General features: G+C 39.6%; 21 protein-coding genes and 1 pseudogene. 3 read left to right on the top strand and 19 right to left on the bottom strand.

The genetic code is table 11. The features are described 5' to 3' along the window. Positions 1–217: 217 nt before the first annotated feature. The 13 genes from J7E52_RS17505 to J7E52_RS17565 form a co-directional block, all read right to left on the bottom strand. Positions 218–1,633 carry a sigma-54 interaction domain-containing protein gene (locus J7E52_RS17505; protein WP_214749214.1) on the bottom strand — a complete coding sequence of 472 codons (1,416 nt, stop codon included), beginning with the start codon at positions 1,631–1,633 and terminating at the stop codon, positions 218–220. A gap of 610 nt (positions 1,634–2,243) precedes the next feature. Next, complete coding sequence (locus tag J7E52_RS17510) at positions 2,244–2,951, bottom strand: GntR family transcriptional regulator (RefSeq protein ID WP_214749216.1); 708 nt, start codon at positions 2,949–2,951, stop codon at positions 2,244–2,246. Between the two features lie 267 nt (positions 2,952–3,218). Next, a complete protein-coding gene (locus tag J7E52_RS17515; RefSeq protein ID WP_214749219.1) occupies positions 3,219–4,271 on the bottom strand; it encodes a YeiH family protein in 1,053 nt (350 codons plus the stop codon). A 45-nt stretch (positions 4,272–4,316) separates the two neighbouring features. After that, positions 4,317–5,066, bottom strand: a complete 750-nt coding sequence (locus J7E52_RS17520; protein WP_214749222.1) for a PIG-L family deacetylase — start codon at positions 5,064–5,066, stop codon at positions 4,317–4,319. Between the two features lie 150 nt (positions 5,067–5,216). Next, positions 5,217–6,569 (bottom strand): aminotransferase, encoded by a 1,353-nt coding sequence (locus tag J7E52_RS17525; protein ID WP_214749712.1) that lies wholly within the window; start codon positions 6,567–6,569, stop codon positions 5,217–5,219. Positions 6,570–6,713: 144 nt separating this feature from the next. Further along, positions 6,714–8,477, bottom strand: coding sequence for a sulfoacetaldehyde acetyltransferase (gene xsc / locus J7E52_RS17530; RefSeq protein ID WP_214749225.1), 1,764 nt, complete (start codon positions 8,475–8,477; stop codon positions 6,714–6,716). Between the two features lie 173 nt (positions 8,478–8,650). Further along, entirely contained in the window at positions 8,651–9,481 is an 831-nt protein-coding gene (gene phnX / locus J7E52_RS17535) for a phosphonoacetaldehyde hydrolase (protein ID WP_214749228.1), read from the bottom strand. A gap of 45 nt (positions 9,482–9,526) precedes the next feature. Continuing rightward, positions 9,527–9,982, bottom strand: coding sequence for a hypothetical protein (locus J7E52_RS17540; RefSeq protein WP_214749231.1), 456 nt, complete (start codon positions 9,980–9,982; stop codon positions 9,527–9,529). Between the two features lie 166 nt (positions 9,983–10,148). Beyond that, the gene (locus J7E52_RS17545; protein ID WP_214749234.1) at positions 10,149–11,561 is read right to left on the bottom strand and encodes an amino acid permease; all 1,413 of its coding nucleotides are present in this window, start codon (positions 11,559–11,561) and stop codon (positions 10,149–10,151) included. Positions 11,562–11,937: 376 nt separating this feature from the next. After that, a complete protein-coding gene (locus J7E52_RS17550; protein ID WP_214749237.1) occupies positions 11,938–12,570 on the bottom strand; it encodes a YitT family protein in 633 nt (210 codons plus the stop codon). 580 nt (positions 12,571–13,150) lie between these two features. Next, positions 13,151–13,852: a twin-arginine translocase subunit TatC gene (gene tatC, locus J7E52_RS17555; RefSeq protein ID WP_286197880.1), complete on the bottom strand. Its 702-nt coding sequence runs from the start codon at positions 13,850–13,852 to the stop codon at positions 13,151–13,153. Positions 13,853–13,999: 147 nt separating this feature from the next. Continuing rightward, on the bottom strand, positions 14,000–14,212 hold the full coding sequence (locus tag J7E52_RS17560; RefSeq protein ID WP_214749243.1) for a twin-arginine translocase TatA/TatE family subunit: 213 nt from the start codon (positions 14,210–14,212) through the stop codon (positions 14,000–14,002). A gap of 61 nt (positions 14,213–14,273) precedes the next feature. After that, positions 14,274–16,016, bottom strand: a complete 1,743-nt coding sequence (locus tag J7E52_RS17565; protein WP_214749246.1) for an alkaline phosphatase D family protein — start codon at positions 16,014–16,016, stop codon at positions 14,274–14,276. Between the two features lie 478 nt (positions 16,017–16,494). Between J7E52_RS17565 and J7E52_RS17570 the strand changes: the two genes are divergently transcribed. Next, positions 16,495–16,662, top strand: a complete 168-nt coding sequence (locus J7E52_RS17570; protein ID WP_214749249.1) for an aspartyl-phosphate phosphatase Spo0E family protein — start codon at positions 16,495–16,497, stop codon at positions 16,660–16,662. A gap of 1,145 nt (positions 16,663–17,807) precedes the next feature. Here the strand turns inward: J7E52_RS17570 and J7E52_RS17575 are convergent. The 3 genes and pseudogenes from J7E52_RS17575 to J7E52_RS17585 all read right to left on the bottom strand — a co-directional run bounded on the left by J7E52_RS17575 (position 17,808) and on the right by J7E52_RS17585 (position 21,990). Then, positions 17,808–18,793 (bottom strand): annotated as a pseudogene (locus J7E52_RS17575) (2-hydroxyacid dehydrogenase). Between the two features lie 21 nt (positions 18,794–18,814). Next, positions 18,815–20,113, bottom strand: a complete 1,299-nt coding sequence (locus J7E52_RS17580) for an MFS transporter (RefSeq protein ID WP_214749251.1) — start codon at positions 20,111–20,113, stop codon at positions 18,815–18,817. Positions 20,114–21,069: 956 nt separating this feature from the next. Then, positions 21,070–21,990 carry a patatin-like phospholipase family protein gene (locus J7E52_RS17585; protein ID WP_214749254.1) on the bottom strand — a complete coding sequence of 307 codons (921 nt, stop codon included), beginning with the start codon at positions 21,988–21,990 and terminating at the stop codon, positions 21,070–21,072. A gap of 698 nt (positions 21,991–22,688) precedes the next feature. Between J7E52_RS17585 and J7E52_RS17590 the strand changes: the two genes are divergently transcribed. Both J7E52_RS17590 and J7E52_RS17595 read left to right on the top strand, forming a co-directional pair. Continuing rightward, a complete protein-coding gene (locus tag J7E52_RS17590; RefSeq protein ID WP_214749256.1) occupies positions 22,689–22,973 on the top strand; it encodes a DUF3784 domain-containing protein in 285 nt (94 codons plus the stop codon). A gap of 118 nt (positions 22,974–23,091) precedes the next feature. After that, positions 23,092–23,595, top strand: a complete 504-nt coding sequence (locus tag J7E52_RS17595; RefSeq protein ID WP_214749259.1) for a DinB family protein — start codon at positions 23,092–23,094, stop codon at positions 23,593–23,595. Positions 23,596–23,780: 185 nt separating this feature from the next. Here J7E52_RS17595 and J7E52_RS17600 read toward each other — a convergent pair whose 3' ends face one another. The 3 genes from J7E52_RS17600 to J7E52_RS17610 form a co-directional block, all read right to left on the bottom strand. Further along, positions 23,781–26,168 (bottom strand): heavy metal translocating P-type ATPase, encoded by a 2,388-nt coding sequence (locus tag J7E52_RS17600; RefSeq protein WP_214749715.1) that lies wholly within the window; start codon positions 26,166–26,168, stop codon positions 23,781–23,783. 103 nt (positions 26,169–26,271) lie between these two features. Next, positions 26,272–26,478: a copper chaperone CopZ gene (gene copZ / locus J7E52_RS17605; protein WP_053534714.1), complete on the bottom strand. Its 207-nt coding sequence runs from the start codon at positions 26,476–26,478 to the stop codon at positions 26,272–26,274. Between the two features lie 16 nt (positions 26,479–26,494). Next, positions 26,495–26,833 carry a metal-sensitive transcriptional regulator gene (locus tag J7E52_RS17610; RefSeq protein ID WP_286197881.1) on the bottom strand — a complete coding sequence of 113 codons (339 nt, stop codon included), beginning with the start codon at positions 26,831–26,833 and terminating at the stop codon, positions 26,495–26,497. Positions 26,834–26,926 lie beyond the last annotated feature (93 nt).

Consider the following 26,926-nt stretch of genomic DNA (forward strand, 5'->3'; position numbering starts at 1 on the left):
CAGTTATTTAAGTACTCACTTAGAAATTTTAAAAACAAAAAAAGAAAGCACTTTATTGCTAGCGCTTTCTTTTATAGTGGATTCAATTTCTAATTTTTTAGAAAAAATTATTACGAAGATTCTCAAATAAATTACTTATCCCCTAATTCTATAACCTTGGTGGATTTCTAATTTTTTAGAAATCCATGGATATTATTCTATTTTTTTAGAAATCACTTTAAATAATACGGTATTTTTTCATTTTATTATATAAGGTGGCCAAAGACACTCCTAGAGAATTTGCGGTTTTTTTTCTTCCTTCCATATCATTTCCGAACTTCCCCAAAATTTCTTGGATGAATTTTGATTCTGCTTCTTCCGTTATGTCCTTTAGTGTTTGACCGTTTGGTTTTAGAGTAGAATCTAAGCGATTCAATTCAAGCTTCATCATCACATCTGGTAAATGGTGGAACTTTATTTCCATACCTTCTGCCATACAAGTTGCATAGTCGATCACATTTCTCAATTCTCGAACATTGCCAGGCCATTCATATGACCGTAAAAATTCTAAAGTTTGTTCGTCAATAGTGTACATAGAACCATCCCTAGCTGGTGGAGTTAATGACGAACGAAGCAATGAATGAACCAATTCAGGGATATCCTCTCTTCGTTCTCGAAGAGGTGCTATCTTTAAGCCTATAACATTAAGTCTATAAAACAAATCTCCGCGAAAATGATTTTTATTTACAAGCTGTTGTAAATCACGGTGTGTAGCGGCAATAATCCTGACATCAATATTTCGCTCTTCTGTTTCTCCTACCCTTCTGATCTTACTTTCTTGTAACACCCTGAGTAACTTAGCCTGAAGATCATATGACATATCACCAATTTCATCCAAAAAGAGCGTACCCTGGTCTGCCATTTCAAATAAACCGATTTTACCGCCTTTTTTTGCATTGGTAAAGGCCCCATCTCCATAACCGAATAACTCACTTTCTAATAAAGAAGGTGGAATAGACGCACAATTAACTGGAATAAAAGGCTTATTACCACGATGGCTTTTATGATGAATAGCCTGTGCGAATAATTCTTTTCCTGTCCCACTCTCGCCGATAATTAAAATTGGAAAGTTGGAATCGGATACCCGTTTTGCTACATACACTACGTCCTTCAACCCGCCATCTTTTCCAATAATGTCATCAAAAGTGTATTTTACCTTATAAAGCGAATTCATCTGCTTTTTAAGCTGGCGGACTTTCTCGTTTTGTTTTTGAAGTTCAAGTGACAATTTATGAACTTCAGTTAAGCTTTTGCAGACGGACACAGCGCCAACAACCTGTTCATTTAGAATAATTGGAGCCATATCGACCACATATTCCCGGTCTTTGGTCTTTCGGTAGACCCCAACACGACACTGACAATCTTTTAGTGTTTTTGTAAGTTGCGCTCCGGGCCGATATTTTACCAGTGGCTCCCCTATGATTTCAGCAGTAACACCAGTAATACGTGTATATTCAGGATTAATCATCCTTACATACCCATTATGATCAATCACTAAAACACCATCATTGATTGACTCTATAATTGCTTTCCACCAGCCTATGCTATTTTCACTAATTGAAGCAGTGTTTTTATTATTTGATTGCTCTTTCAAGGAATTAACTCCTTTCACCCTTATAGTTCATATTTCAGCTTTTTTCGCCTGGATTTATTTCTTTAATTTTATCTCTAAACTTCTCATTCGTGGTAATTTCCTTTGTGGTTGTTATGTTTCGCTTGGCATGTCTGGAGAGGTTAGCCGTTGCAACGATTGACCATAATTAGGACATGGAAGTTGTGCGTCTACTTGTCATTGTGTGTAACCTTATTGACTACCTTTGTTTTCGTATCTTTTATCTTTGTGTACGAGTATGCATAAATAGGCGTTTAAGGACTTGACTTGGAGCCTCTGGGGGGACGATTTGTCTTGAAAGACTGAAGAAGCAGTTATTTCATCAGACGGCCAATCCTATCATAAAGTCCTATCAATATGTACGTTGAATATTATAGATTTACTGTAAATATTGTCTCAACTAAATCAGCCATTTTTCTACCTTAAAACTACGTTGAACCCGGTGGTAAATCATATTATAGCTAATGGGGTTTTAATAGAATGTCTTGACTGGTGTTTTTAAACGGTTCAAAACATCTCAATGATTTTAGAAGCGAAAATGACCTAAGCCTCTCTGATTCTTAGAAAGGCTTAGGTCATTTTATGTGCCAAATCAATTCTTCCGTGACATTTTCATTGCGAATGAGTACATATCAGATCTGAATAATCCTTTGTAATACTCTACTAAATTACCATCTGAATCAAAAATCATCCGTTCTGTAATCAGCAAGCACATCGTTTCTGTTATCCCTAAATGTTCAGCATCTTCTTTAGTCGGAAAGCCGCAGGTTATGATTTGTTCCGCTTCACAAAAGTCAATGTTTAGATCACCTTCGAGTGCATCATACAATACGGTTGTACTTAAATCGAATTTCGTCAATTTTTTTCCTAGGTCCAAAGAATAATAATGCAATTCAATGGCTATTGGGACATCCCCCTGTAACCGCAGCCTTTTAATATGGTAAGATTCATCTTCGAACCCATTAGCATCAGCTATATTTTCAGGTGTCATGACACGGCCATGATCTAGTAGTTTAATACCCATGCTTTTAGTGGTTTCAGTGAAACTTATCATCTTTAGCCATTCTTGTACAGGTTTAAGGGAAACGAACGTTCCCTTTCCATGCCTCTTCTCCAATATTCCCTCACGAACCAGGATGGATACGGCTTCCCGTACAGTACTCCTGCTGACAGAATACATATCCATGAGTTCCCTTTCACTAGGGATTTTGTCTTTATAATAACCTTCCAAAATCTGATTTTCCAATATGGTTTTCAATTGAGCATGTAAAGGGATTGGATTTTTAAAGTCTAACTCCATAAAATTTCCTCCAAGCAGAAAAAGACATCGTAATGTTCGTATCAGTTCTTATATTGTAAACCAAATAGTTATAATATTCAAACATGCCAACACTTGATTTTTTCCTTAAATTAGGATTTCATCAATTTCCACTCGTTTATTTCCAAAAATATTTTTCTTCGATGAATAAAAAAGCCTGAATAAATATATATTCAGGGCTTATCCATATGCATTACTCATCATATATTCAGGCTTACCTAACTGGGACAACAATGGAAAGCTTATATATTAAACGATAAAGTACGAGATTATGGAAAGCAGCAAAGAGGTAATGGTCATGGCTAAAAGAGGACGCATGGCTTTTGTCCGCAGTGCCTGCAGGCTTACATTCAGTCCAAGACCAATCATGGACATTGTCAATATAAATGTAGTGGTTTTGGAAATGCCATCCATTACGAGAGGAGACACCGTAATATAAGTTCCAAACACATAACTTCCTATTAGACTCATGATTATAAAACCAACGAGGAACCATGGAAAATCAATTTTGGCATCATGGCCCATTTTCCCGGATGTGCGTTTTTTCATCCAATACATAAAAATGAAACATAATGGGATAAGTAAAAAGACACGGCCCAATTTTGCGAGGAGTGCAATCGCTAGCGCATCTTCACCAGCCGGTGCTCCTGCCAATGCAACATGGGCGATTTCATGAAGGCTGATCCCAGACCAGATTCCATAATCCAAAGCAGATAGCGGAAGGATCGGACGTAAAAGTGTATAAACAATGGAGAAAAGTGTTCCCATTAAAGCGATTATCCCAACGCCTATGGCTGTATCTTCTTCCTTCGCTTTCACGATTGGAGATATGGCCGCGATGGCTGCTGCACCGCATATCCCGGTTCCTACAGCAAGAAGAAGGGAAATGGAAGCATCTGCCTTTAACCACTTTGCAATCAGGACCATCACGACTATGGCAAATGTTACTGTTCCTATGTCACGTACCAACAATGGCAGTCCTTGATTGAAAATCACATCGATATTTAATTTCAACCCGTATAAAATAATGGCAAAACGCAAAAGTTTTTTTGCGGAAAATTCAATTCCCGTCCGGAACTTTTCAGGATATCCCGCAATTTGACGATAAATCACGGCAATGATGATCGAGCATGCAAGAGGACCGATTCGATTGAATCCTGATATCTTGGACAGCCCCAAGCCTAAGAGGGCAATAAAAAAGGTGAAAGCGATACCGCTCAGCCACAAAAGCACCTTATTTTGTAACGGTTTTTGCTGCACCTGAGGTGTTTCTTCCAGTGGCTCATATTTTTCTAATTCCATACATTCCTTCCCCCTTTCCAGACAAACTTAAGCCCAAACTGCGTATCATCCCATCCTTTCAATCGTTTGAAAAAAATCGGTTTCTTCTATATTAGTAGGTGTATTCCCTTTGATAAAATACTCGGATTCCTTTAAAAAAGGCAAGTTTGGATTTTGATTCCCCCACAATTCAGGAACAGCCAGAGTCTGGGAGCGATGGGACCTTAAGGCACGGATCTTTTTCTGTAAAGTCCCTGCTATATTCACTTCTGTGATTCTGCTCAGCCCGTTTTCCTTTAACCATTCATCATAAAAGGCATGCCAAAGGACAAAGTACAGACTATGAACCTCAAAAGCTGGAAACATTGGATCTGGAGAAAAATCGGGATCACCGGATTTTAGAAAAGCAAATTCGGCAGCACGGCCAATCGCACAATGGTCTGGATGCCCCCCATATTTCTTATGGAATGTTACTAGTGCATCCGGTTGAACTTCACGAATCACCTTTACAATTCTCTCCGCCAATAAATCGAAGTCCTCAAATTCAATCGTTTTATCCCTTACGTTTAAAAATCGCAGGTCTCTGACCCCCAATTCTTCACAAGCGTTTTTTAACTCCTTCACTCTTAGTCCAGGCAATGCCTCCCTTGTTGTAAGAATGGGATTTCCCATGCGCCGGCCCATTTCGCCTTTTGTCGCACATAGTAAAGTTATATGAACACCTCGCTCAGACATTTTAGCAATGGTTCCGCCACACAGGAAAGTCTCATCATCGGGATGTGCTAGAACCGCCAATAACCTTTGTTGTGATTGCATATTGCCTCCTAATTCGGATTCTCCAGTTTTTCCACACTGTCAGACCCAATATGAAAAAATGGACATGGATGTCAAATCGGCTAGACATATCATGCCCATCTTCATTTTTCGTCTATAAATATAGCACCCTAAAGCTAATCTTCTTTTTGGTTAGCATAATTCATATAAAACGGATTTAACCGTTTCTATGACAAAGCGTAAATCTTCAACGGTCGAAGATAAAGGCGGTGCAATGATCAATACATTTCCATATCCAGGAACAGTATCACCATTACGTCCGATGATAAGACCCTTTTCCTTGCATGCCCCGATTATTTTACCCATGAACTCATCGGAAACAGGCGCTTTTTTCTTTTTATCTTCCACTAATTCAATGCCATATAAAAACCCAACTCCCCGAACTTCCCCTACTTTATCCAGGGCTGTCAATTCAAATAGCTCACTTAGTGTCGATTCACTAAGATCAGATACCCGCTGAACGATTTTTTCATTTTCCAAGATTTCAATGTTCTTTAGGGCAACGGCGCAAGATGCAGGGTGGCCTCCATATGTTGACACATGCCTGAAATGATTTAAATTTCCGTTCTCTTTGAATTTCTCATAAATCCTGGAATTCACTGCCGTTGCTCCAAGTGGAAGATAACCGCTGGTCAAACCCTTTGCCATTGTTACAATATCCGGTTGAACTCCATCGGAGTGCATGAACCCAAACATTTTTCCGGTTCTTCCAAAACCTGAAACGACTTCATCCACAATTAAAAGAACATCATGCTTCTTACAGATTTCCGAAACCCTCGTTAAGTATTCTTTCGAAGGAATAAGGACCCCGCCGCCAGAGATGAATGGTTCAAGAATAACACCGGCTACCGTTTCAGCCCCTTCAAAGTTAATGACCTGATCGATATATTCAGCTGCAAGCAAATCGGAGTTTTCAACGTTTTCCCCAAACGGGCTGCGATAACTGTATGGCGGTGGCACATGCAGGAAACCTGGAACCGCCGGATCATATTTCACTCTCCGATTTGCCTGTGCGGTTGCGCTTAGCGCGCCAAAAGTATTGCCATGATAAGCTCTGTACCTAGAGATGAATTTGTATTTACCCTGATTGCCATTTTGGGAATGATATTGCCTGGCTATTTTAAAAGCTGTCTCATTCGCCTCAGAGCCGCTGTTCGTAAAAAACGTTGTATAGGAGCCCTTTAAATGCTCACTTATTTTTGCAGATAATTCAATTGCCGGCTTATGACTCAATGTTAATGGGAAGTAAGATAAGTTAATCATTTGTTCATATGCTGCCTGGGCGATCTCTTTTCGTCCGTGACCCAGGTTCAAGCACCATAAACCGGAAACCCCATCTAAATATTTATCACCTTTAGTATCCGTGAACCATGAGCCGGATCCTTCTGTAGCCATCATGGGAGCATCCTTCTCATTATAGCGATGCATCGCATGCCATAAATGGTCTTTATCCATTTGAACAAGGTCTTTCGTTTCAGTTTCCATCTTCACTTTTGAAACCCCCTTATTATTCATTGAATGCATTAAGTTAAGTTCCCATGCTGTTACAGATCTTCATGAGCAAATTGGTGAGGTGCGATGACCCAAATTCAAGTTATCGCACCTGTCTTATCACTCTTTTTTACACCATTATTTATCCCAGTTTTTATGATCTAAATGAGAATATTTTTCTAATAATCTAGTAGGCATTTTTAATGCATCTTTTCTAAATGGCGGAGCCAATTGTGTTCCATCGACTTGTATATCAATGACAGTCGGTTTGTTTGATTTTATTGCTTCTTCAATGACAGCGCCTAACTCCTCAGGTTTTTCGACTCTAATACCAACAGCACCCATTGATCGGGCAACTTCTGCGAAGTCGGGATTTTGAATATCAGCCCCTACAAAACGGTTATTATAAAAATCGACCTGATTCTTTTTCTCTGCACACCATGCATTATTATTGAAGACACATGCAATGACCGGTATGTTTTCTTCAACGGCCGTACTCACTTCATGTAAGCTCATGCCCCACGCGCCATCGCCAACAATGGCTAATACAGGCGTATTCGGCTCAGCTAACTTGGCACCAAGTGCGGATGGGTAAGCAAATCCCGTGTTCCCGAATGTAAGCGCAGCGATATGCCTGCGGCTCTGGTTGAACTTCAAGTAAGCGTTTGCAGTTGAAGATACATTACCGATATCTGTAGTAACGATGGCATTTTCAGGCAACACTTTAGTCAATTCCAAAAGGGCTCGGCGCGGATTGATTGGCGTTCCATCAATCATCGCAAGTCTCACCAATTCTTCTTCCCATTTTTGTTTTTCATTCGTTACTTCGACCATCCGCTTTTTTTCTTGTTTTAGGTTAGGTTTACTAGCCTTCAACCGTTTCAAGATTTCATGGCTCGCTTCACGGGCGTCTCCGATGATCCCGACTTCCACAGGGTGCGTCCTCGCTATTTGCCTTGGGTTAATATCTATTTGGATGATTTGCGCATCTTTAGGGAAATAATCAATGTCATAGCATGGTAACGTTCCAAATACCGATAATCTTGTACCGACCGCCAATATGACGTCCGCTTTCTTAAGTGTATTCATGGCAGCCTTTGAACCCATGTAACCGATTGGGCCGACTGACAATGGATGATCAGCAGGAAAGGCATCATTATGCATATAGGAGACAGCTACCGGAGCTGTTAAATATTCTGCAATATTCTTAATTTCCTCAATGCCATCTGAATCAACCGTTCCCCTACCGGAAATGATGACAGGATACTCAGCCTCAGCTAAAATTTCAGCCGCTCTATCCAAGGATGCAGAAGAACCGCAGCCCCTTTCATCTACGCGATATTGATGTGGTTGAAGTATTTGATCTTCCACTTCACCATAGAAGTAATCGCGGGGGATATCGAATAAAACCGGTCCCCTCTCGGCATAGGCAATCCGAAATGCTGTCCTGAGGCAATCAGCGACCCGGCCTGGGTGTGTCACTCTAACCGTTTCTTTCGTGATTGCCTTGAAGATGGAAACCTGATCACATTCTTGAAAACCATCCCATCCAACCGTTGGTGTACCAGCTGAAGGTGATATGACCACCATAGGAGTATGAGCTTGATTGGCCGCTGCAACAGAGGTGACCATATTAGTCATTCCAGGTCCGTTTTGCCCGATGACAACTCCAGCAACCCCGGAGACCCGACAATAGGCATCTTCCATATGTGCTGCACTTTGTTCATGGCGGACACCAATGAAACGAATGCCTGCAGTTGGCAATAAATCAAGCATATCCATGAAAGCAGATCCCAAAATTCCCGAGATATGTTTAACTCCCTCGGCCACTAATGTTTCAACGATGGCTTCACTTGGTGTCATTTTAACTTTTGTACCTCTTAACATTTTTGTTTCGACCATAGCACATTCTCCTTAATTATATTATTTCTGATAATGACGTTGCGACGTCCGTACCAGTTATATGATGTATAATACTACCATTGGATGTAACAGTCAATGAATAAATAGAATATTTCGAATTTATTTAAAATATTTGACCATTATAGTCACTAACTCATGTATTTGAATCTTCTTTAACCAATAAATATATCCTTTTTTTCTGTCAATCTGTAGTTGATCCTATCGATGATCTCCAATAAATCACCAATTTCATCAATTACGAAATCGGCACCTGCATTCCAAAAACGATTTTCTGCATGTTTCATCCGTTTTTGCAGATCATATGGGTCCATTTCATTGATTTCTTCTTCTGAAAGGCCGATTTCACTGCCGCCTTTCAATACGGCAACAGTCCACATTCCCGCAGAAATGCCTTCTTTGATGTCACTGATCGTATCGCCGACTTTAACGATTTTGCTTAGTGGATACACTTGGAGATTCATCGCCGTCTTAAAGCACATCCAAGGGGCAGGCCTTCCTGCAGGCACTTCGGTGGACGCAACGATGGAATCTGGTTGATAGCCCCATTTTTCCGCCTCTTCTTTAACAACATCAATCATTTCACGAGTATACCCTGTAGTCGAGCCGATTTTTATTCCTTGCTGCCTTAAACGGCTGACTAATTCAATTACGCCTGGTATTGGCTTGGCATTCTCCTTGAGAACCTTAAAAAGCAAAGCCTCAAAGTCTTTATATAATGATTTTAAATCACTTTCGTCCGGTTCTTTCCCAAATTTAGCAATCCATAAATTGGAGATTCGTTTCATTTTCAGAAGTTCCATTATATGATCCATTTTCAATAAACCCATAGGTTCCCTTGCTTCCTTAATGGTAATATCTATCCCGCTAACCCTGAATATCTCGACAAATGCCTGGACTGGCGCAAAACAACCATAATCCACCGTCGTTCCTGCCCAATCAAATATCACTGCCTGAACCTCTTTGCATTCTTTTGCACTTTCCAATCTATGCTCCCCTCCTTATGGTGATAACCCGGGTATAAAGAGAATTCATTTCACTTCTTCCAAAAATAACTGCAGATCTTCTTTAGTAGCTTCAGAGAGTCGTTTAATCTCTTCAAGGTCCTTATCCGGATTCCCGGACTCCCCAATTAATGGGTAAAGGTTTTTTTCAATCCGTTCATACCAATCGGGGTATTCATCTTCCACTTGCTTTTCTATCGAATCCCAAGTAGAACTGATCTCTATTCCCATTTCTTGTATTTTCCCTGAAGCCGCCCCTGTACTTATTTCTGATTCCAATCCTTTTATGGATTGAATCACATCGCCGACACCTTTTTTAATAACCTCTTCATTTTGGGTTTCACCCGTATTTGAATCAGGATTTTCATTCATGACTGGACTTTTTTCTTGTTGAGCCTCGTCCGGTTCAGCTGAAATGTTGCAGCCCGACAGTATGGCACAAAGGACAACCCCATAAGTTAAAACACGGAAACCATTCAACATAATCCCTCCTTCATGCTATAAAAGACAGATGTCACCAAGCACTTATTGGCACAACTCTCTTATTCTATGGGAATCATATTCTAGCTGATTAGTGATTGAAGAATTTTGTCTGAGGAGTTCCATAGAAGTAAACGAAGCATTTCCTTAAAATGGTATAGAGCCAAAGCTATAACTTTTCAGAATTAGGGGAACCAGAAACAATATTTAATTCATTCTCCATATACTTCGCTTTTTTTCGCCGAATGAAAAAGAATGAACAGATAACGATCAAGCTAAATAGCATGGTAAAGATAAACTGTGGACGCTGTGAATCGATAAAGGCCATTAATATTAACACGGAAATCATGGAAATTATGGTTGCATAAGTCAAATACGGAAATAACCACATCTTGATCTTGAAAATTCCAGGATTCTCTTTCTCCATTCTCTTCCTTAATCGTAGATGGGAAACCGCTATGGCCAGATAAACAAGGATTCCGACTCCACCTGAGGAATTCACTAAAAAGAAAAAGATTTTATCAGGTGAAACATAACTGAAAATGGTGCTGATAAAGGCAAATAAAGTAGAGCCTACTACAGCAAATATAGGAACGCCGTTCTTGCTCACTTTTGAAAATACCTTTGGAGCGTCGCCCTTTTGTGCAAGTGAAAATAACATGCGTGAACTCGTATATAATCCCGAATTCAAACAGGATAGCAATGCAATGAGAATCACTATATTCATGATCAGGGCAGCAGAAGGGATCCCCAGCATTTCAAGTACGGCAACAAATGGACTTTTCAGCAAAGAAGCCGAATTCCAGGGTAATAGCGTCACTAGTATGGCGATGGACCCAATATAGAAAATCAGGATTCGCCAGACCACACTATTCAATGCACTTCTAACTGACTTTACCGGATCACTGGTCTCACCCGCGGCAATCGCTGGAATCTCCACTCCAACAAATGCATGAAAAACAATGGCGACGCCAACAAGCACAGAACTTAGCCCGTTCGGAATAAAACCGCCAAAATTCAAAAGATTGGAAGCACCAGGTGGTTTTATCGTTGGGATAAACCCTAATATCACTGCCACACCCAGGCACAAAAATAGTATGATACTGATTATTTTAATGATTGAAAACCAGTATTCGAACTCACCAAACGATTTTACGGAAAAAATATTCGTCAGTTTCAATAGGATGATCAATGATAGACTTATAACCCAGACGGGAACGGAAGGAAGCCAGCTGTGTATGATTGCTGCTCCAGCTGTTGCTTCCAAAGCAATTACGATAACCCAAAAGAACCAATATAACCAACCTGTTGTAAAACCGGCCCATTCACCTATCCCTTCTCTTGCATAAACGGCAAAAGATCCAGTATTGGGATTCACTGTGGCCATTTCCCCAAGCATCCTCATGACTAAAACAACGATCAAGCCTGCCAAAACATATGATAATATCGCCCCGGGGCCCGTTTGACCAATAATGATACCGCTTCCTACGAATAAACCAGCACCTATGACACCACTCAAAGATATCATCGTTAAATGTCTTTGTTTCAGACCTGGTTTCAGTTCTTCCTGTTGATGTTTCATACCCTCCACCAACTTTCAATATTTTGGGGAATCAACTAACATAATTGCTACTTGAATGTAAAAACAAGGCTTTTTAGCTGCCTGTCCTTTACACTTTCACAAAGATAGTGGGAACTTGGAAACATGGCATTTTAAAAAAACAACACAGGAGATGACGCTATGAACTTAAGATTCTATATCACTATTCCTCCTTCCTTAAGGCTATTTTGAAATTCGAAGCGGATATAACATCACTACGTCATGATGTTAGTACCACTTTCTATGTGTATAATACACTCTGATTTTTTTAAAGTCAATTCAAAAATCAGAATATTTAGATAACGAAATGATGATTTTTAAATACAACAAATGGTGTCCAGTTAGTCTGCAAATTGTTTCATTTTACTTTTTTGACCTTGGAGGTTTCATCCAACACACCTTCCACTGCTGACTTTACGGCCTTCTGCTTCCTATCCAGCATTTTCTTTAAAAGGTATGAAAAAAGCAATGTAAACGCAATTCCTTTAACAATCGATATATAACCATAAACAAGAAGGCCCAATATCAGTACGATAAGATTAATAATCCTTATTGTCGCTGCAATATCTATTTTTTCATTTTTATGATGTAGAATTAAGGCGATCACGTCAAAGCCAACAGTGGAGGCATTTGCTGTAATACATAAATAATATCCTATCGCTATCAATATCGACGAAATGATAATCACTAAAGCGATATTTATATCAAAATTAATATTCAATGAATAAAAGAAATTAAAAAAAACCATATAGCTAAGCGAACTTACAATCGACTTAAAAAAGTACTCTTTCCCTAGAAAAACTAAACAAATGATTAACAGTAAACCTGTAACGAAATTGGCTAGCATGGCAATGTTATAACCCGATAATGCATTCAATAATAATGCCGAGCTGGTTACCCCGCCATTGATAATTTCATTCGGAACGATTAAATATGCATAGGCAAAGGTCATGGAAATGTTTCCTGCGATAATTTTCATTAAATCCTTCATAAACTTCACACCATCCCATTCGATATTTTGATTATGCTTTCCCCCCTAAATATATATTTATACTTGAACCATACGATCCCCATTCATCCCTTACTCCAATTTTTACGAACCTTTCTCCTTTCGATATTTTTGAATCTTTTTACGAAGAATGTTTTATTTTTGTTCAAGTGTTTACAATAATTCGCTAACCAGAATCCTCTCTCCTTCTAATAAATAAAATAAAACATCCCCCTTAAAACCTGAAGATGTCATGTTTACCATATAAACATTTAAGCAATGAAGATTTTTTGTACAACTTATGTAACTTATGATTACCTTGAAACTTTGATTTACCTGAATGAATATGACATCCCACAGGGTAGTACAAGGAAAAAGCATCTTATAATGCTCGCTTCAATAGACTTAGTCCGAGATTAAAAAACCTGACAAAATAAATAAGAAAAGCATTTATGTAAGAAGGAAACGCAAACGCAAGTCCCCTAATTATTCCCATCAAGTATTATATCGCAATAAAAAAGTTGAGGGGTATACCCCTCAACTTTAACTATTTCCTAAGAAATGTTTCTTGCGATTATCCTTTTCATGTTACAGGTAAAGCCGTCTCATCTTTCATAAGCCTTTTTCGATAAACCATATTGGACAGCTGCACACTCACTTCATAGAGCACAAGCAGAGGGACGATAACCAAAATGTCTGAAATTATATCTGGGGGCGTAATCAGGATCGAGATGATGACCAGTAAGAAATAAGAAATCTTACGAGATTTTTTCAACACTGTTGGATTGATGATTCCTAATCTGGTCAGGAACATGACCACTAGCGGCATCTCGAATAAAATCCCGAAAGGTAAGATCAAATTTATCATGAACCGAAAATACTTTTCCGCTGTGAACATCATCTCGAACTGCCCGGCCGATAGGGAAGTGAGGAAACCCAGCACTATTGGAAACAACACAAAATATCCAAATGAGATACCTGTGATGAATAAAATGAACAGACCGGGTATGAATCGAAATGTAACTCTTCTCTCTTCCGGTTTCAACGCTGGAGCCACAAAGCGCCATAACTGATAGGCTGCCAGCGGAATCGTTGCAGCTATTGCGCAAACACCGGCGATTATCATATATACCCACAGGATATCACTCGGACCAAGCACGGCAAGTTTTCCTTCCAAATCCTTAATGAGCAGTTCATATATATCCTGTACGAATATGAAACTCACTATGAAAAAAGCCAAAAAACCTATCAGTGTTTTAATGATTCTGCTTCGGAGTTCCTCCATATGCTCAATAACGTGTAAATCCTTACTCTCCACTTTCACTCCTCCTTTTTAAATATTTTCTTGCACTATTGCAAATAGCACTTCCCCTCGAAATCTTCTCATGAAAAGAAGCAGGCGAGTCTTACCGCCCGCTATAATTCATTTACTTCATCCCTCTTTTTTTACAGCTCTTAATGCGGCTTTATTCTCGTTTTCATCGTCTTTTTCAGAATCATTCACCAATCCTTTTGTTGCACTTTTGAATTCGGACAATGTCCGGCCAAATGCACGGCCTATTTCCGGCAGCTTGGACGGTCCAAAAATAATCAGTGCAATTACGAGGACGATCACCAAACCGGGTATTCCTATATTTGAAAGCATTCTTATTCACTCCAATCATATTTATAGTATTTTTTCCATTCACATTTCCCTACGCTATCTATCAATTAGTGACTTTTCCCTGTTTTTGTAATCTTTGTTTTTCATGTGCGCGATTATGGGCACGTGTCCGATCTTCCTCGACTTCGTTCGTTTTTTGTACACCTTCCATAACCGCTGCTGATGCAACCTTTCGCAGCCCTGTTTGATCCTTATCAAAAACAAAGGATGCTCTTGTCGATATATCCGCTCCCGGTTCTGTCACGAATGGGACTACACGGTAGTCAGCCTTCCATTGTTCTGGTGTTACTTTGCATCGGACATATCCCCGGTAATCATTAAAGAACTTTATATGTGGATTCTGACTTAGTATTTTATCCGTATCCGCACGCTTATCCGCACCATTTCCACCAGATGTGATGGAAGTTCCGACAAACTCCACACCGAAAATCTTTGAATTTGGATCATCGAAATCCGCCTTTAAATTGGCTGCCCAGCTTGCATGTACATCTCCGGTCAACACGACCAGATTTTCCAGGTTGTTTCTTTTGATTACATCAATTAAACGATCGCGTGCAGCCGGGTAACCATCCCAGGAATCCATACTGAATTTGGGAGCGGTTGGTGTTCCATAATTCCGTTGTGCAAAGAAAATCTGCTGCGGCAGAACGTTCCACTTCGTTTTTGATTTTGATAGATTGTCAGTTAGCCACTGTTCCTGCTCTGGACCTAGCAATGTCCGTTTCGGATCAAGTGATTCAGGCGTTTGCGGTGAACTTCCATCGCCGTTTGCCTGATCATCCCGATATTGACGGGAATCCAATACAAAGAAAGAGGCTAGATCGCCATATGTGAAATTTCGGTATAACCGCATATCCGCTCCCTTAGGCAAAGACGATTTACGAAGGGGCATATGCTCATAGTAAGCCTGATAGGCGGCGGCCCTTCTCTTGATGAATGCTTCTACCGATTGTCCCTTTTCCGGGATGACATTTGCATAATTGTTTTCAACTTCATGGTCATCCCAAGTCACTACCCACGGGAAAGCAGCGTGTGCCGCTTTTAAATGGGTATCAGAGCGGTATTGTGCGTATCTATTTCGATAATCCTCAAGTGTAATGATCTCCGGACCACTATGTACACGGACATTACCTGTAGAAGAAACATATTCATTTGGTCCATATTCATATATATAATCGCCAAGGTGGAAGACAATATCCAGATCTTCTTTTGCCAAATGTTTATAGGCCGTATAATAACCGTGCTCAAACTGCTGGCATGAAACGAACGCGAATGACAAGCTCGAAACACTTGAACCTATTGGCGGAAGTGTTTTCGTTTTCCCAGTCTGACTTACTTCCCCTCCGCTTTTAAAACGGTAAAAATAGACCTTATCAGGTGTTAACCCGCTTACTTCCACATGAACGGAGTGGCCAAGTTCCGGCCTGGCTATTTCCTTGCCTTGCTGGACAATCTTTCTGAAATTCTCATCCTTTGCCACTTCCCATTTAACGGAAATGGCTTCTTTTGGCATTCCTCCGCCATTCAACGGATCAGGTGCCAACCTTGTCCATAAAACTACACTGTCCGAGAGCGGATCACCTGAAGCTACACCGAGAGTAAATGGATAATCACTGAATTTCGGGGCAGCATTCACTTCAATCCCGCCCATTGATTGGGCAAGGGCAAGACCTAATGAAAGTCCGGCGAGCTTACTTGCTCCCTGGATAAAGTTTCGGCGGTCCATATTCTTACCTAATTCGCTCCAATTCTTAATTAAATCATCCATTGCTCTTTCATTATTCATTGATCTTTCCCTCCTATTATTTGAATCTGATTCAAGTATAGAAGTCCATTTTTAAAGGTGTATGAAGAAGTGTAAATCAATAAATGCCCAATTAGGAATTTCCATACAGGACTTATGGTACCCATTGAATACAAAAAGAATTTTGATTCACTCAAACATTTACATAGCCCTACAAACTTTTACATATAACGACAGTCTTTCAGCCTAGTTCTCTTCATGAATCATTTATTTAATCGTTACAAATAACTTCCATGGACTATTTTTACAATAAAAAAATTGAAGAATCTTATAGAAATCCAATCCATCCTTTATGATTCCTTGTACATTTTCCAGGAACTCAAAATTCCCAACTTGTTCGAATGCTCTAATAATATTTCATAAGTGAATACTCACTTTCGGTTTAAAAGCATCCTAATTTATGTAATAATAGTTTCAAAACAAAAAATGAAAGTACTTGAGGGATTTTGCATTGGAGAGTATGGAAGCATTATATGAAAAAATTGAGATATTGAGGAAAGAACTAATAGCTGCTGGATTGATATATGGATTTACTGCCCCAAAAACATTACATAAAAGCCTGGAACTAGATGAACTGTTGAATTTACTTGGGCATGAAAAAGAGCCAAATGGTTTAGAATATGTTTAAAAACTGGAATGAAGCGTGACTTGATCTTTCTAACTTCATTCAATCATGTTAGCTGCAAGAACTATCACTTGGTATTATTCCGGAATTCTTTTTATTAGTCACCACTCGATTCATGCAGCACATTTCCCTTACTAAAACACCTCGTATTCTTTTTTTCTTGAACTCTTAGATTAATTTTTCTTTAATATTTAATGAAATGATCATCCCTTCTTACCTAATGCTGCTTAGTCTAGTTTTCAACGTTTTATTTCGTGTAGAATTCGTCATAGGACCAGAACAAAAAAGACTTTATAATAGAAAGATAACCAGACATCAAGGGGGCGTACAATGGATAGAAATGATAAATCCAAGATATTTTAATAAAGGAGCTACTAGAGCTTAAGCTTTCACTGCAACATGAATTAAATCGTGTCACTCAAATAATAGATCATTTAAGCCCGGATGAAGAAGCTGTACAACCGTTAGAAGATGTGACATTACATACTCAATTGGGCGATAAAGATATATTCTCCCTAGTTAAAGTACAATTGCAGAAAAAGATCTCTAAGCCGAGCTATGAGACATGGATGAAAGGTACGCAGAATTAATAAAATCCTTGCTGAAGAGTATTAATGGAAAAGATTATACGATTTGATTTATTGCGAAATAAGGGAATACTTAAACAACCAAACGAAGAAGCTATTAAGGCTTCTTCGTTTGGTTTAAAAAAATAATAAAGCTCCTCTATTGTTCCTAAAGCTTTTGAGTCTGAGACAATATTAATGTAAAACAGCAGCCATTTGGCTCTTTTTTTATTGCCCCGGAATGCCACAATTTCTAAAGGAGCTTTTTCTAAGCATTAATTTTCCTATATCTTAAAGTCATATCAACTATTGTCAATAATAAAACGAACCATAAGATAGGATTTTTCAAGGAGATACCTACAATGGATTTTCCCCCCATTAATGTTAATACTCCCATTAGCACTAAAGTATAAACTAGTTCAAAATGAATGGATGCCTTTTATCGAATTTTTCTTTTATGTGCTGCATTTAACAACAATCTATCTCATCTAAGTTTATGAATGGTGTGAGTTCTCAAATATCAACTATTCTTGTAAATTGTCATCGGCAACCTAATGTATCCGCCGTTTTAATGATTTTTCACTATTTTAGTGACTGAAATCCTTTTAATTCAGGGACAACATTGCTTACCTCCCTTCCAGTAACGGCTGCAACGAGGTTCTTCGCCGCAAGCATGGCCATATCAAAACGTGTTTGAGAGTAGCTGAACCTATATGCGGCAGGGTAACCACGTTCGGCATGGCTAAAAGCGGATTGTCAGGCGATACGGGTTCCTGTTCAAATACATCCAAACCGGCTGCAAGGATTTCCTTATTTTGCAGTGCTTCAATGAGGGCCTTTTCGTCCACCGTCTGACCGCGGGAAGTATTAATAAAGATCGCGGATTTTTTCATCAGTGCGAATTGCTCCCTTCCCATAAGATGCCTCGTCTCCGGAGTATAAGGGACCATTAAAACAACGAAATCGGCTTCCCGTAAAAGGTGCTCTAAAGAGGAATAGGTTGTACTGAGCGTTTCCTCCACTTCTGATTTTCTTCGCCGATTATGATATAAAACGTCCATGTTAAAACCGTATTTGCCTCGTCTTGCAATAGATTCACCAATCCTCCCCATACCGATGATGCCCAATGTTTTTCCATGAACATCAACACCAAAAAGGGGTTCATCGCCTTTATTTCCCCAATTGCCATCCTTTACAAGCTTGTCCAGTTCCGGTATTCGACGGGCTGCTGAGAGCATTAAGGCTAAAGTTAAATCGGCCACGGTTTCATCGAGAACATCAGGAGTATTCGTACCGATTATCCTTCTCTTTTTCATTGCCTCTAAATCAAAGTTGTTGTAACCTACCGAGATATTGCTGACAGCCTTTAGACATGGTGCATGGTCCAGAAATTCGTCATCTATTTTTTCTCCGGTGATGAGCAGTCCCTCCACATCGGAAATTTGCTTTAACAGCTGGCTTCTGTTAATGGGTTCAGGGCCGTTCCATTTTTCATACTGGCAATACTTCGAAATGAATGCCTCTACCTCGGCCGGTACTGGTCTTGCTATATACACTTTTGGCATCAATTTATATCCTCCTCGGTTACACTATTCTTGAATAGGATGTTTTACAATAAACCAATAACAGATTGCGGCGCATCCGGCGATTAAACCGCCAGATATGAAGGCAAGAGAGTAAGAACCAGTTGCATCCACTATCATGCCTGCAACAACAGGGGAAAAGGCTCCACCAAAATAACCGCCAAAATTCTGAATTGCACCTACGGAAGCAACCATAGAAGGAGGGGCAATGTCACCGGCAAGTGCCCACGCACTGCCTGTAATGGCAGAAATAAAACAAAGAGCAAGGGTCAGTAATGTTAAGGTAATGGCGAGCCCTTTGGCAAGTGGAACTGCACATACAACAATAGCGGCCGAGATGGCACATATACTAATTAAGGCACGCTTTGCTTTAATAGGTGTAGTAATTCCCTTGTCAACCCATTTTTTAGTAAGATATCCTCCGAAAATATTGCCAAAGATTCCGCCAAGCCAAGGAATACCAGCATATATACCCATTTCTTTAAGTGAGACATGATGAACATCAAACAAATAAAGAGGAAGGAAGACAAGGAAAATATTCCAGATCCAAATGGTACAGAAGAAGCCCAGAATCATCCCCCACACGCTTCGATATTTAAATAACGAACCCCATTTTATTTTAGATGATTGAATGCCTTGCTCCACTCCACCACCTTCGGACTTAATGTATTCAAATTCCTCCTTGGAAAGTTTTTGGCTTTTTTCAGGATTTTTATAAAAAATGACAAAACCGATCGCGAAGATGATGCCGATCACACCCGTTATATAAAACAGCGCTCTCCACCCAAAAGTCACCATAATGAAAACGAGAATTGGCGGTGCAATGGCTGGTCCCCATTTGGACGAAGAATCCCAAATTCCAGTTGCCAAGCCTCGTTCCTTTTTAGGGAACCAATACGATGTGATCTTAGCCATCGTCGGAAAACACGGTGCTTCTCCCACTCCAAGTAAAATCCGTGCAGCAATAAATGAACCCATTTTATGAACGGCTCCCGTTAAAATGGTCGCACCACTCCACCAAATAAGCGCGATTGTATACACCTTTTTGGTCCCGAACCGATCGATCAGCCAGCCGGAAGGAAGCTGCATCAATGCATAACTCCAAGAAAAAAAGGTTCCCAATAACCCGATTTCGGTCACGCTAAGTCCAAGTTCCTTCATCATTTCGGGAGCTGCAATGGATAGGTTGGCCCGATCTAGATAGTTGATAATTCCCCCAATCAATAACCAGATGACGACGGTCCAGCGAAATTTCCGGCCAATATTTAATGGCTTTTCTTGCTTTGTTTCCATTCTTGCTTCCATACCTTATCCCCCCTTGTTATATAAAACGCCGTAAATGGCAGCGCTTCCAAAATAAGAAAAAGCCAGAGTTCACGCTTGGAGAATATGTATATACAAGGAGGTTTTTGTTTTATAATATAGAACTAGGTTTTGATTTTGTGGCAAAAACATAAAAAGAATTTTCTTTTTATTCTGTAAAGAATCGTATTATGGGGATGTGTGATTGTCAATCTTTATTCTTATTTTCAGGATTATATTCCTAGTAAATGTTTTATGCCAAGTGGGGAAAATTGATAGAAAAAGCGAGCGCCCCTAATCATGAGGGATGGCCATAGACATACCTGATAAAGCAGCATGTAGTTTACCAGATAAGTGAGACATTAATTGTTCGCTTGGCGCTACTGAATCCACTTTTCTATTGATATTACTAAATCTTAATGGAAGCCGTGATGGTTAACGGAGCTTCCACTACTTCCTGAAAGCACCCGGAATACTATTTTATTTGTTGTGGAAATTCCATCCCTTCGTACATTTACTACGAATACAGTATTTTTAAAAGAGGAATGAAGGGCTGGCTCATCGTCCATTCCTCACTGTGACATTGAGATACTCCTACCTCTTCTCCTTTTAGGATCTGTTATTGAATATCTAAAAAATTTATAGCGAAACGATTTGTTCGATAAAATCCACTCCTGAATCAGGTAAGGGAGTTCATGTATGGTATATTTTTTTCTTCCAAACGTTGTTTTCTTCTTTTATTCTTTGATTTCCGTTTATTCATTTAAAAAATTCTAAAATAATATCTTATATTAATTTTTTATGATTTCGTAATTCCAATTATTTCTTTTAAGAAGCTCAAGACAACAATTATGCCTCATATTAAACTATTGTTCGTTAGTTCAATAAGAAAAAGAGCCATTGTAACAGCTCCTTGTCCCCCTCTTTCACCCTTTTGAAACGATAGCGTAATGTTTCTCCTACTTATTTTTTACTCTTTGCATGCGTTTGACCTTATATTGTTCAAAATCCCAATTCGACAAAAATTCTTTTGCAGAAGTATAGCCTGATTGATAGAGAAAGTAGATTTCATCCTCATTCAGTTCAAAATCCGTTGCGTTGATGCCGCCAGTAGGAATTTGAATCGTGCGTTCAATCGTTTCTTCGTTCATATGTCGTAAATCATGGGCTTGAAGCATCGTTTTAAATATATTTTTGAAAAGGTGGATTGGCGTTGGTATAACCGCATCTATGTTAACTTCATCTTTCACAAAATGGAATCCGAATGTTGGAAAACGAGGATTGTCTGTATCAAATATCCATATTGGGAAGTTACTAAGTAAACCACCATCTAAAATGTAGGATTTTTTCCGGTCTTTTGATTTCCAAATAACCGGACGGAAGAAAAATGGTAAAGAGGCACTCATCATTACGGCAGTTGAAACTTTAAAATCAGCAGGAGACATCCCATAGCGGTCCAAATCATCTGGAAAAATAAGCATCTGCCCATTCGAAACATCAGAAGCAATTATCTTCAACTTTCCATCTGGAAGATCCGCGAATGTCTTAATCCCTTTTTCTGAAAGAAGAGAATCCACCCATGTCTCCAAATAATCGTTTTTGTAAATCCCAAGATGAACCATAAGTTCCAAAAAGAAGCCCAAAATGGGAATTCGATTCAAAATTGTCCTGCCTCGAATCTTTGAGTAATTGATTTCACTAAACCGTTCTCTAATTTCATGGCTTTTATAGCCACTAGCCAAAAGAGTAGCTATTACTGCTCCTACTGATGTCCCAGCAAGTCTTTCCCATTCGACTTTTTCCTCTTCCATTGCTTGAATCGCTCCAATAAAAGCAATTCCCCTGACCCCCCCACCTTCAAAAACGGCATCTGCTTTCATATTTCCACCTCTCGATAAGAGTTATTATTTTTATTATTAACAATATTTTAAAATAAAGCGAATTTTCACACTCCTGGGTTCCAAAAATCAGCCCCGTCAGTTGAAGAATAAAACCGCTTGCCATTCATGATTGGAATTAATGACGGTTCTATTTTTCTAACAAATTATTTCGCTAGCATTATCAAGAATCTCATGAGTTTAAAAGGAAAAGGTTGTGTTTTTCAATCTGAAACACAACTTCTGTAATATCATGTTCTTTGACCTTGCCAGCTTTTCTGGTTGTTCGCATGATTAACCGTACTTCTAATCTCTGTTTATGCTATCCATCCCTGATTGACAATTGGTGCATAACTATCCATTTTCACCTTTATTATTACTTCATTTCTGTGGATTCCCTACTTGAGACCCTCTGGCTCTACTGCAATAATATTAAAAGTAGATAGACCCCCTTATCAGTGGTGAACGCAAAATTGATGGTAATCAAACGTAAAAACAATAGTAGGATAGTATCTTTTATCATGGTATGTATAAAACGAGGCATTTGCATGGACAAATTATCAGATACCTTCTAATTTTTCCACCTCATTATCAAAATCACGCTGTGCTGATGAATGTTGCTTTTATTGAAAAAAGGAAACTTTTGTAATTAACAATCGTAAAATTAATAGGAACAAAATTTCACTTTGGGAGGTGTTTGATTGGACTATGGTTTATTGATTATCGGTATAGCTTTGGTATGGGTTTCCTTTTTAGTGGGAATCAAAAAACAAACGTGGTTGTTAGTTGGATTTAATGAAAAGAAAATTAACAATAAGACATTATTGGGGAAGGTGACAGGCGGTGGCTTTTTTCTTCCGTTAGGCTTATTAATCGTTATAAATAGCATGATCGACTATCCTCATGAAGGCACTATTCTTATACTGGCCATATTAGTACTTTTAACAATTGTGTACGTGTTTATCAATAGAAGGTTACTGGATTAGTAACTGAACATAAAATCCTAAACAAAGATAAGTATGGGAACTAAGGAAGCAGCTTTTTGATAAAGGTATTCTTTAAATTATGTCGAAAAGTAAATGTAACGATTGAAGGAGTGAAAAAATGGAAAGTAACCGTGCAAAGAAAATGTATGATTACCACGTTTGGGCGAATCAGCAAGTGTTCCAAAACTTAAACCAATTACCGGACAGAGTCTATGGCGACACGATAAAAAGTGTCTTTCCATCCATCAAGGAAGTCCTTGTTCACCTTTACGCAACAGATATTACCTGGTTGGAGATAATGAAAGGAAGCACAATTCAAGAAACTTTTAAGAAAGTTGAACAGCGGCGGAAAGAAGTGGACGGGATCTCAATAAATGAACTTGAATCCTGCTATGATGAACTTGCAAAGGAATATGACAATTTTCTTACTTCACAGCCTGATCTTGAACGGACCATTATAACCGAACATCCCAAAATGGGGGAGTGTGAGTTTGTACTTGCCGACCTCATCCATCATGTTGTAAATCATGGGACTTATCATCGCGGTAATGTGTCAGCGATGCTCCATCAACAAGGCGAGCGTGGCGCACCTATAGATTATGTATTTTACTGTTTAAAATAAGCTCGGCATGGCTACCTCGACGGAACATCAATTAAAGGTCGCTGTAAACATACTAAAGAACCGCTCATCCAGATGAAAGCCGATGATCCTTTTGCCAAGGAATCATCGGCTTTTATTTTATGGAATGAAAATCCAAACGTTCGTGGCATGGTTATATTCAATCAGTACCAATGCTCTCATTATATTTAGAGCTTTACCCGTTGAAGGCGAAGTGCATTCAATACGACTGATACAGAACTGAAGGCCATGGCAGCACCCGCTAACCACGGGGCAAGCAGTCCGATTGCGGCAATTGGTATTCCGATTACATTATAGGCAAAAGCCCAGAATAGGTTTTGTTTGATATTTCTCATCGTTTTCCTGCTCATGAGGATTGCATCTGCAATACTGTTCAAATCCCCCCTGATCAAAGTGATATCGGCAGCTTCCATGGCTACGTCCGTCCCGGTTCCTATAGCCATTCCTATATCGGCTAGTGCCAGCGCGGGAGCATCATTTATCCCATCTCCGACCATTGCCACTCTTTTCCCGGCGGCCTGCAGTTTTTTCACTTCCTCCGCTTTCCCTTCAGGAAGGACTTCTGCAATCACATGGTCAATGGCGACTTGCTTCCCAATGGCATTTGCTGTCCTTTGATTATCCCCGGTTATCATGATGACCTGGATATCCATTTCTTTTAACCTTTTAATCGCCGTAAGCGAGGTATCTTTTATCGTATCCGCAACGGCAATGAGTCCTGCATATACCCCTTCAATGCTGGCGAGCATTGCAGTCTTCCCTTGCTCTTCAAGTTCTTCCATCGCTGTTAGCGCCTTAGTAATATCGACGTTATTTTGATTCATCAATTTACGCGTTCCGACGAATAACTCTTTTTGATCCACTACCGCTCTCACCCCATAACCAGGAATCGCTTCAAATTCCTCAACCACAGCAAGTGATATCTGTCTTGCTTGAATTCCTTGAACGATCGATTGCGCAAGAGGGTGTTCAGATTGTTTTTCAGCTGCGCCGATTAGAGATAAAAACCGTTCTTCCTCCATACCATTCTCGATGAGGACATCGGTCAACACTGGGGTGCCATTCGTCACTGTTCCCGTTTTATCCAAAATGACCGTATCTATATGGTGTGTGGTTTCCAAGTGCTCCCCGCCTTTAAATAAAATGCCGAATTCGGCGGCCCTACCTGATCCTGCCATGATGGATGTAGGAGTTGCCAGACCTAAAGCACATGGACAGGCTATGACTAGCACTGCAATCATTGCTTCAAAAGCCGGTGTGAATTCTCCAGGGTTAACCCATATCATCCAAACCAGAAAAGTTAGAAGGGCGATTCCGACAACAATGGGAACGAAGACACCTGAAATTTGGTCAGCAAGGCGTTGAATCGGAGCTTTGGAACCTTGAGCATCTTCAACCACTTTGATGATTTGAGAAAGAGCTGTATCCCTTCCGATCTTTGTGGCTTTCATTTTGAGAAACCCATTCTTATTCAATGTTGAACCGATTACAGTATCCCCGTTTGTTTTATCCACCGGAATGCTCTCACCCGTTAACATGGATTCATCGACGGCAGAGTTCCCTTCGACTACTTCTCCATCGACAGGTATCTTTTCACCCGGCTTCACCAAAATCGTATCCCCTACGATGACATCTTCAAGTGGTATTTCCCGTTCTTCCCCATTCCTTAAAACCAATGCCGTTTTGGCCTGAAGCCCCATCAATTTTTTGATGGCCTCGGAAGAACGTCCTTTTGCTTTTGCTTCAAACAGCTTTCCTAATAGAATGAGGGTGATAAGAATCGAACTAGTTTCGAAATAAAGCTGTGCCGTATTGTGATGGGATCCCATTGAAATGATCGCCTGATAAACACTGTAAAAATAGGCAGCGGAAGTTCCCATTGCGACTAATACATCCATATTGGCACTTTTATTTTTCAAGGCTTTATAAGCCCCAACATAAAACTGCTTTCCAATCAGAAATTGCACGGGGGTGGCGAAAGCCATTTGCACCCAAGGATTCATGAGGAAATCAGGCATATAGATGAACGAAGTAAAACTAAAATGGCTTACCATCGCCCATAACAATGGAAAAGATAATATGACCGAAAAGATGAATTTATTCTTTTGTTTTTGAATTTCTTTTTGACGGAAATCCACGGATTCCGTATTATCTTCCTTGATGACCGCCCCATACCCCAGCTTCTCCACCCGTTGAATGATGTCAGCTGGGGAGGCTTCGGATGGATCATATTCGACGGTCGCATTTTCGAGCGCAAGATTCACATTGGCCATGCTTACCCCACCCAACTTATTTAACCCTTTCTCAATTCGGTTAGCACAGGCAGCACAGGTCATGCCAGTAATCGTAAATTCCTTTTTCTCTTTTACTACATCATAACCAAGATCTTGAATTTTCTTTTCAAAGTCCTTGTTGCTTAATTTTTCCGAATCATATTTAATGACCGATTTCTCAAGAGCCAAATTAACGGTGGCTTCCTCAACGCCTTCCATTTTGTTTAACCCTTTTTCAATTCGGTTAGCACAGGCAGCGCAAGTCATGCCCGTAATCTGCATACTTGTTTCTTTTATTTGGCCGCTCACTTCATCCCCGCCTTCCTATACCACTATGGGGTATAATTATTTGTAAAAAAGAAGTGCTTAACAGCACTCTCATAACTTACTCGACATCGTATCCTTGATCATCGATTGTTTCTTTTATTTTCTCAAGGGATACTTTTTCCTTATCAAACGCTACATCCACTTTTCCTGCATCCAAATGCACTTTTACGCTTTCAACACCTGCAAGTTTTCCTACATTCCCTTCAACAGCATTCACACAATGACCACAAGACATTCCACTTACATTCAATGTTACGTTTTCCATTTCAACCACTACTCCTTTATTTTTTCATTAATTTTTGTATCGTTACAAGCACTTCATCTATAACCTCTGTATCCCCTTCATTGAGGCGTTCGACCACACAATTCCTTAGATGTCCTTCCAATAATATCTTCGCCACACTATTCATTGCGCTTTGTGTAGCTGCTATTTGGGTAATCACATCATCACAGTACGTATCTTTTTCAATAAGACCCTTTATACCGCGAATTTGACCTTCGATTCGATTTAACCGGGTCGTTAAATTCTTTTTAACTGCTTCTGAGTGATGACTCTTTCGGCCGTGGGAAGAGGTCGTACAGCATTCTTCTTCATTCACAGAATCTTGACCATTCAACATTTCATCCATTTACCATCCCTCCTCGAAAATTAATATACCATACCCCACTACCCTATGCAAAGAAAAAGATTTATGTTCCTTATTTATTACTAT

This window comes from Bacillus sp. ISL-34, from assembly GCF_018613325.1.
Lineage (GTDB): Bacteria > Bacillota > Bacilli > Bacillales > DSM-1321 > Peribacillus.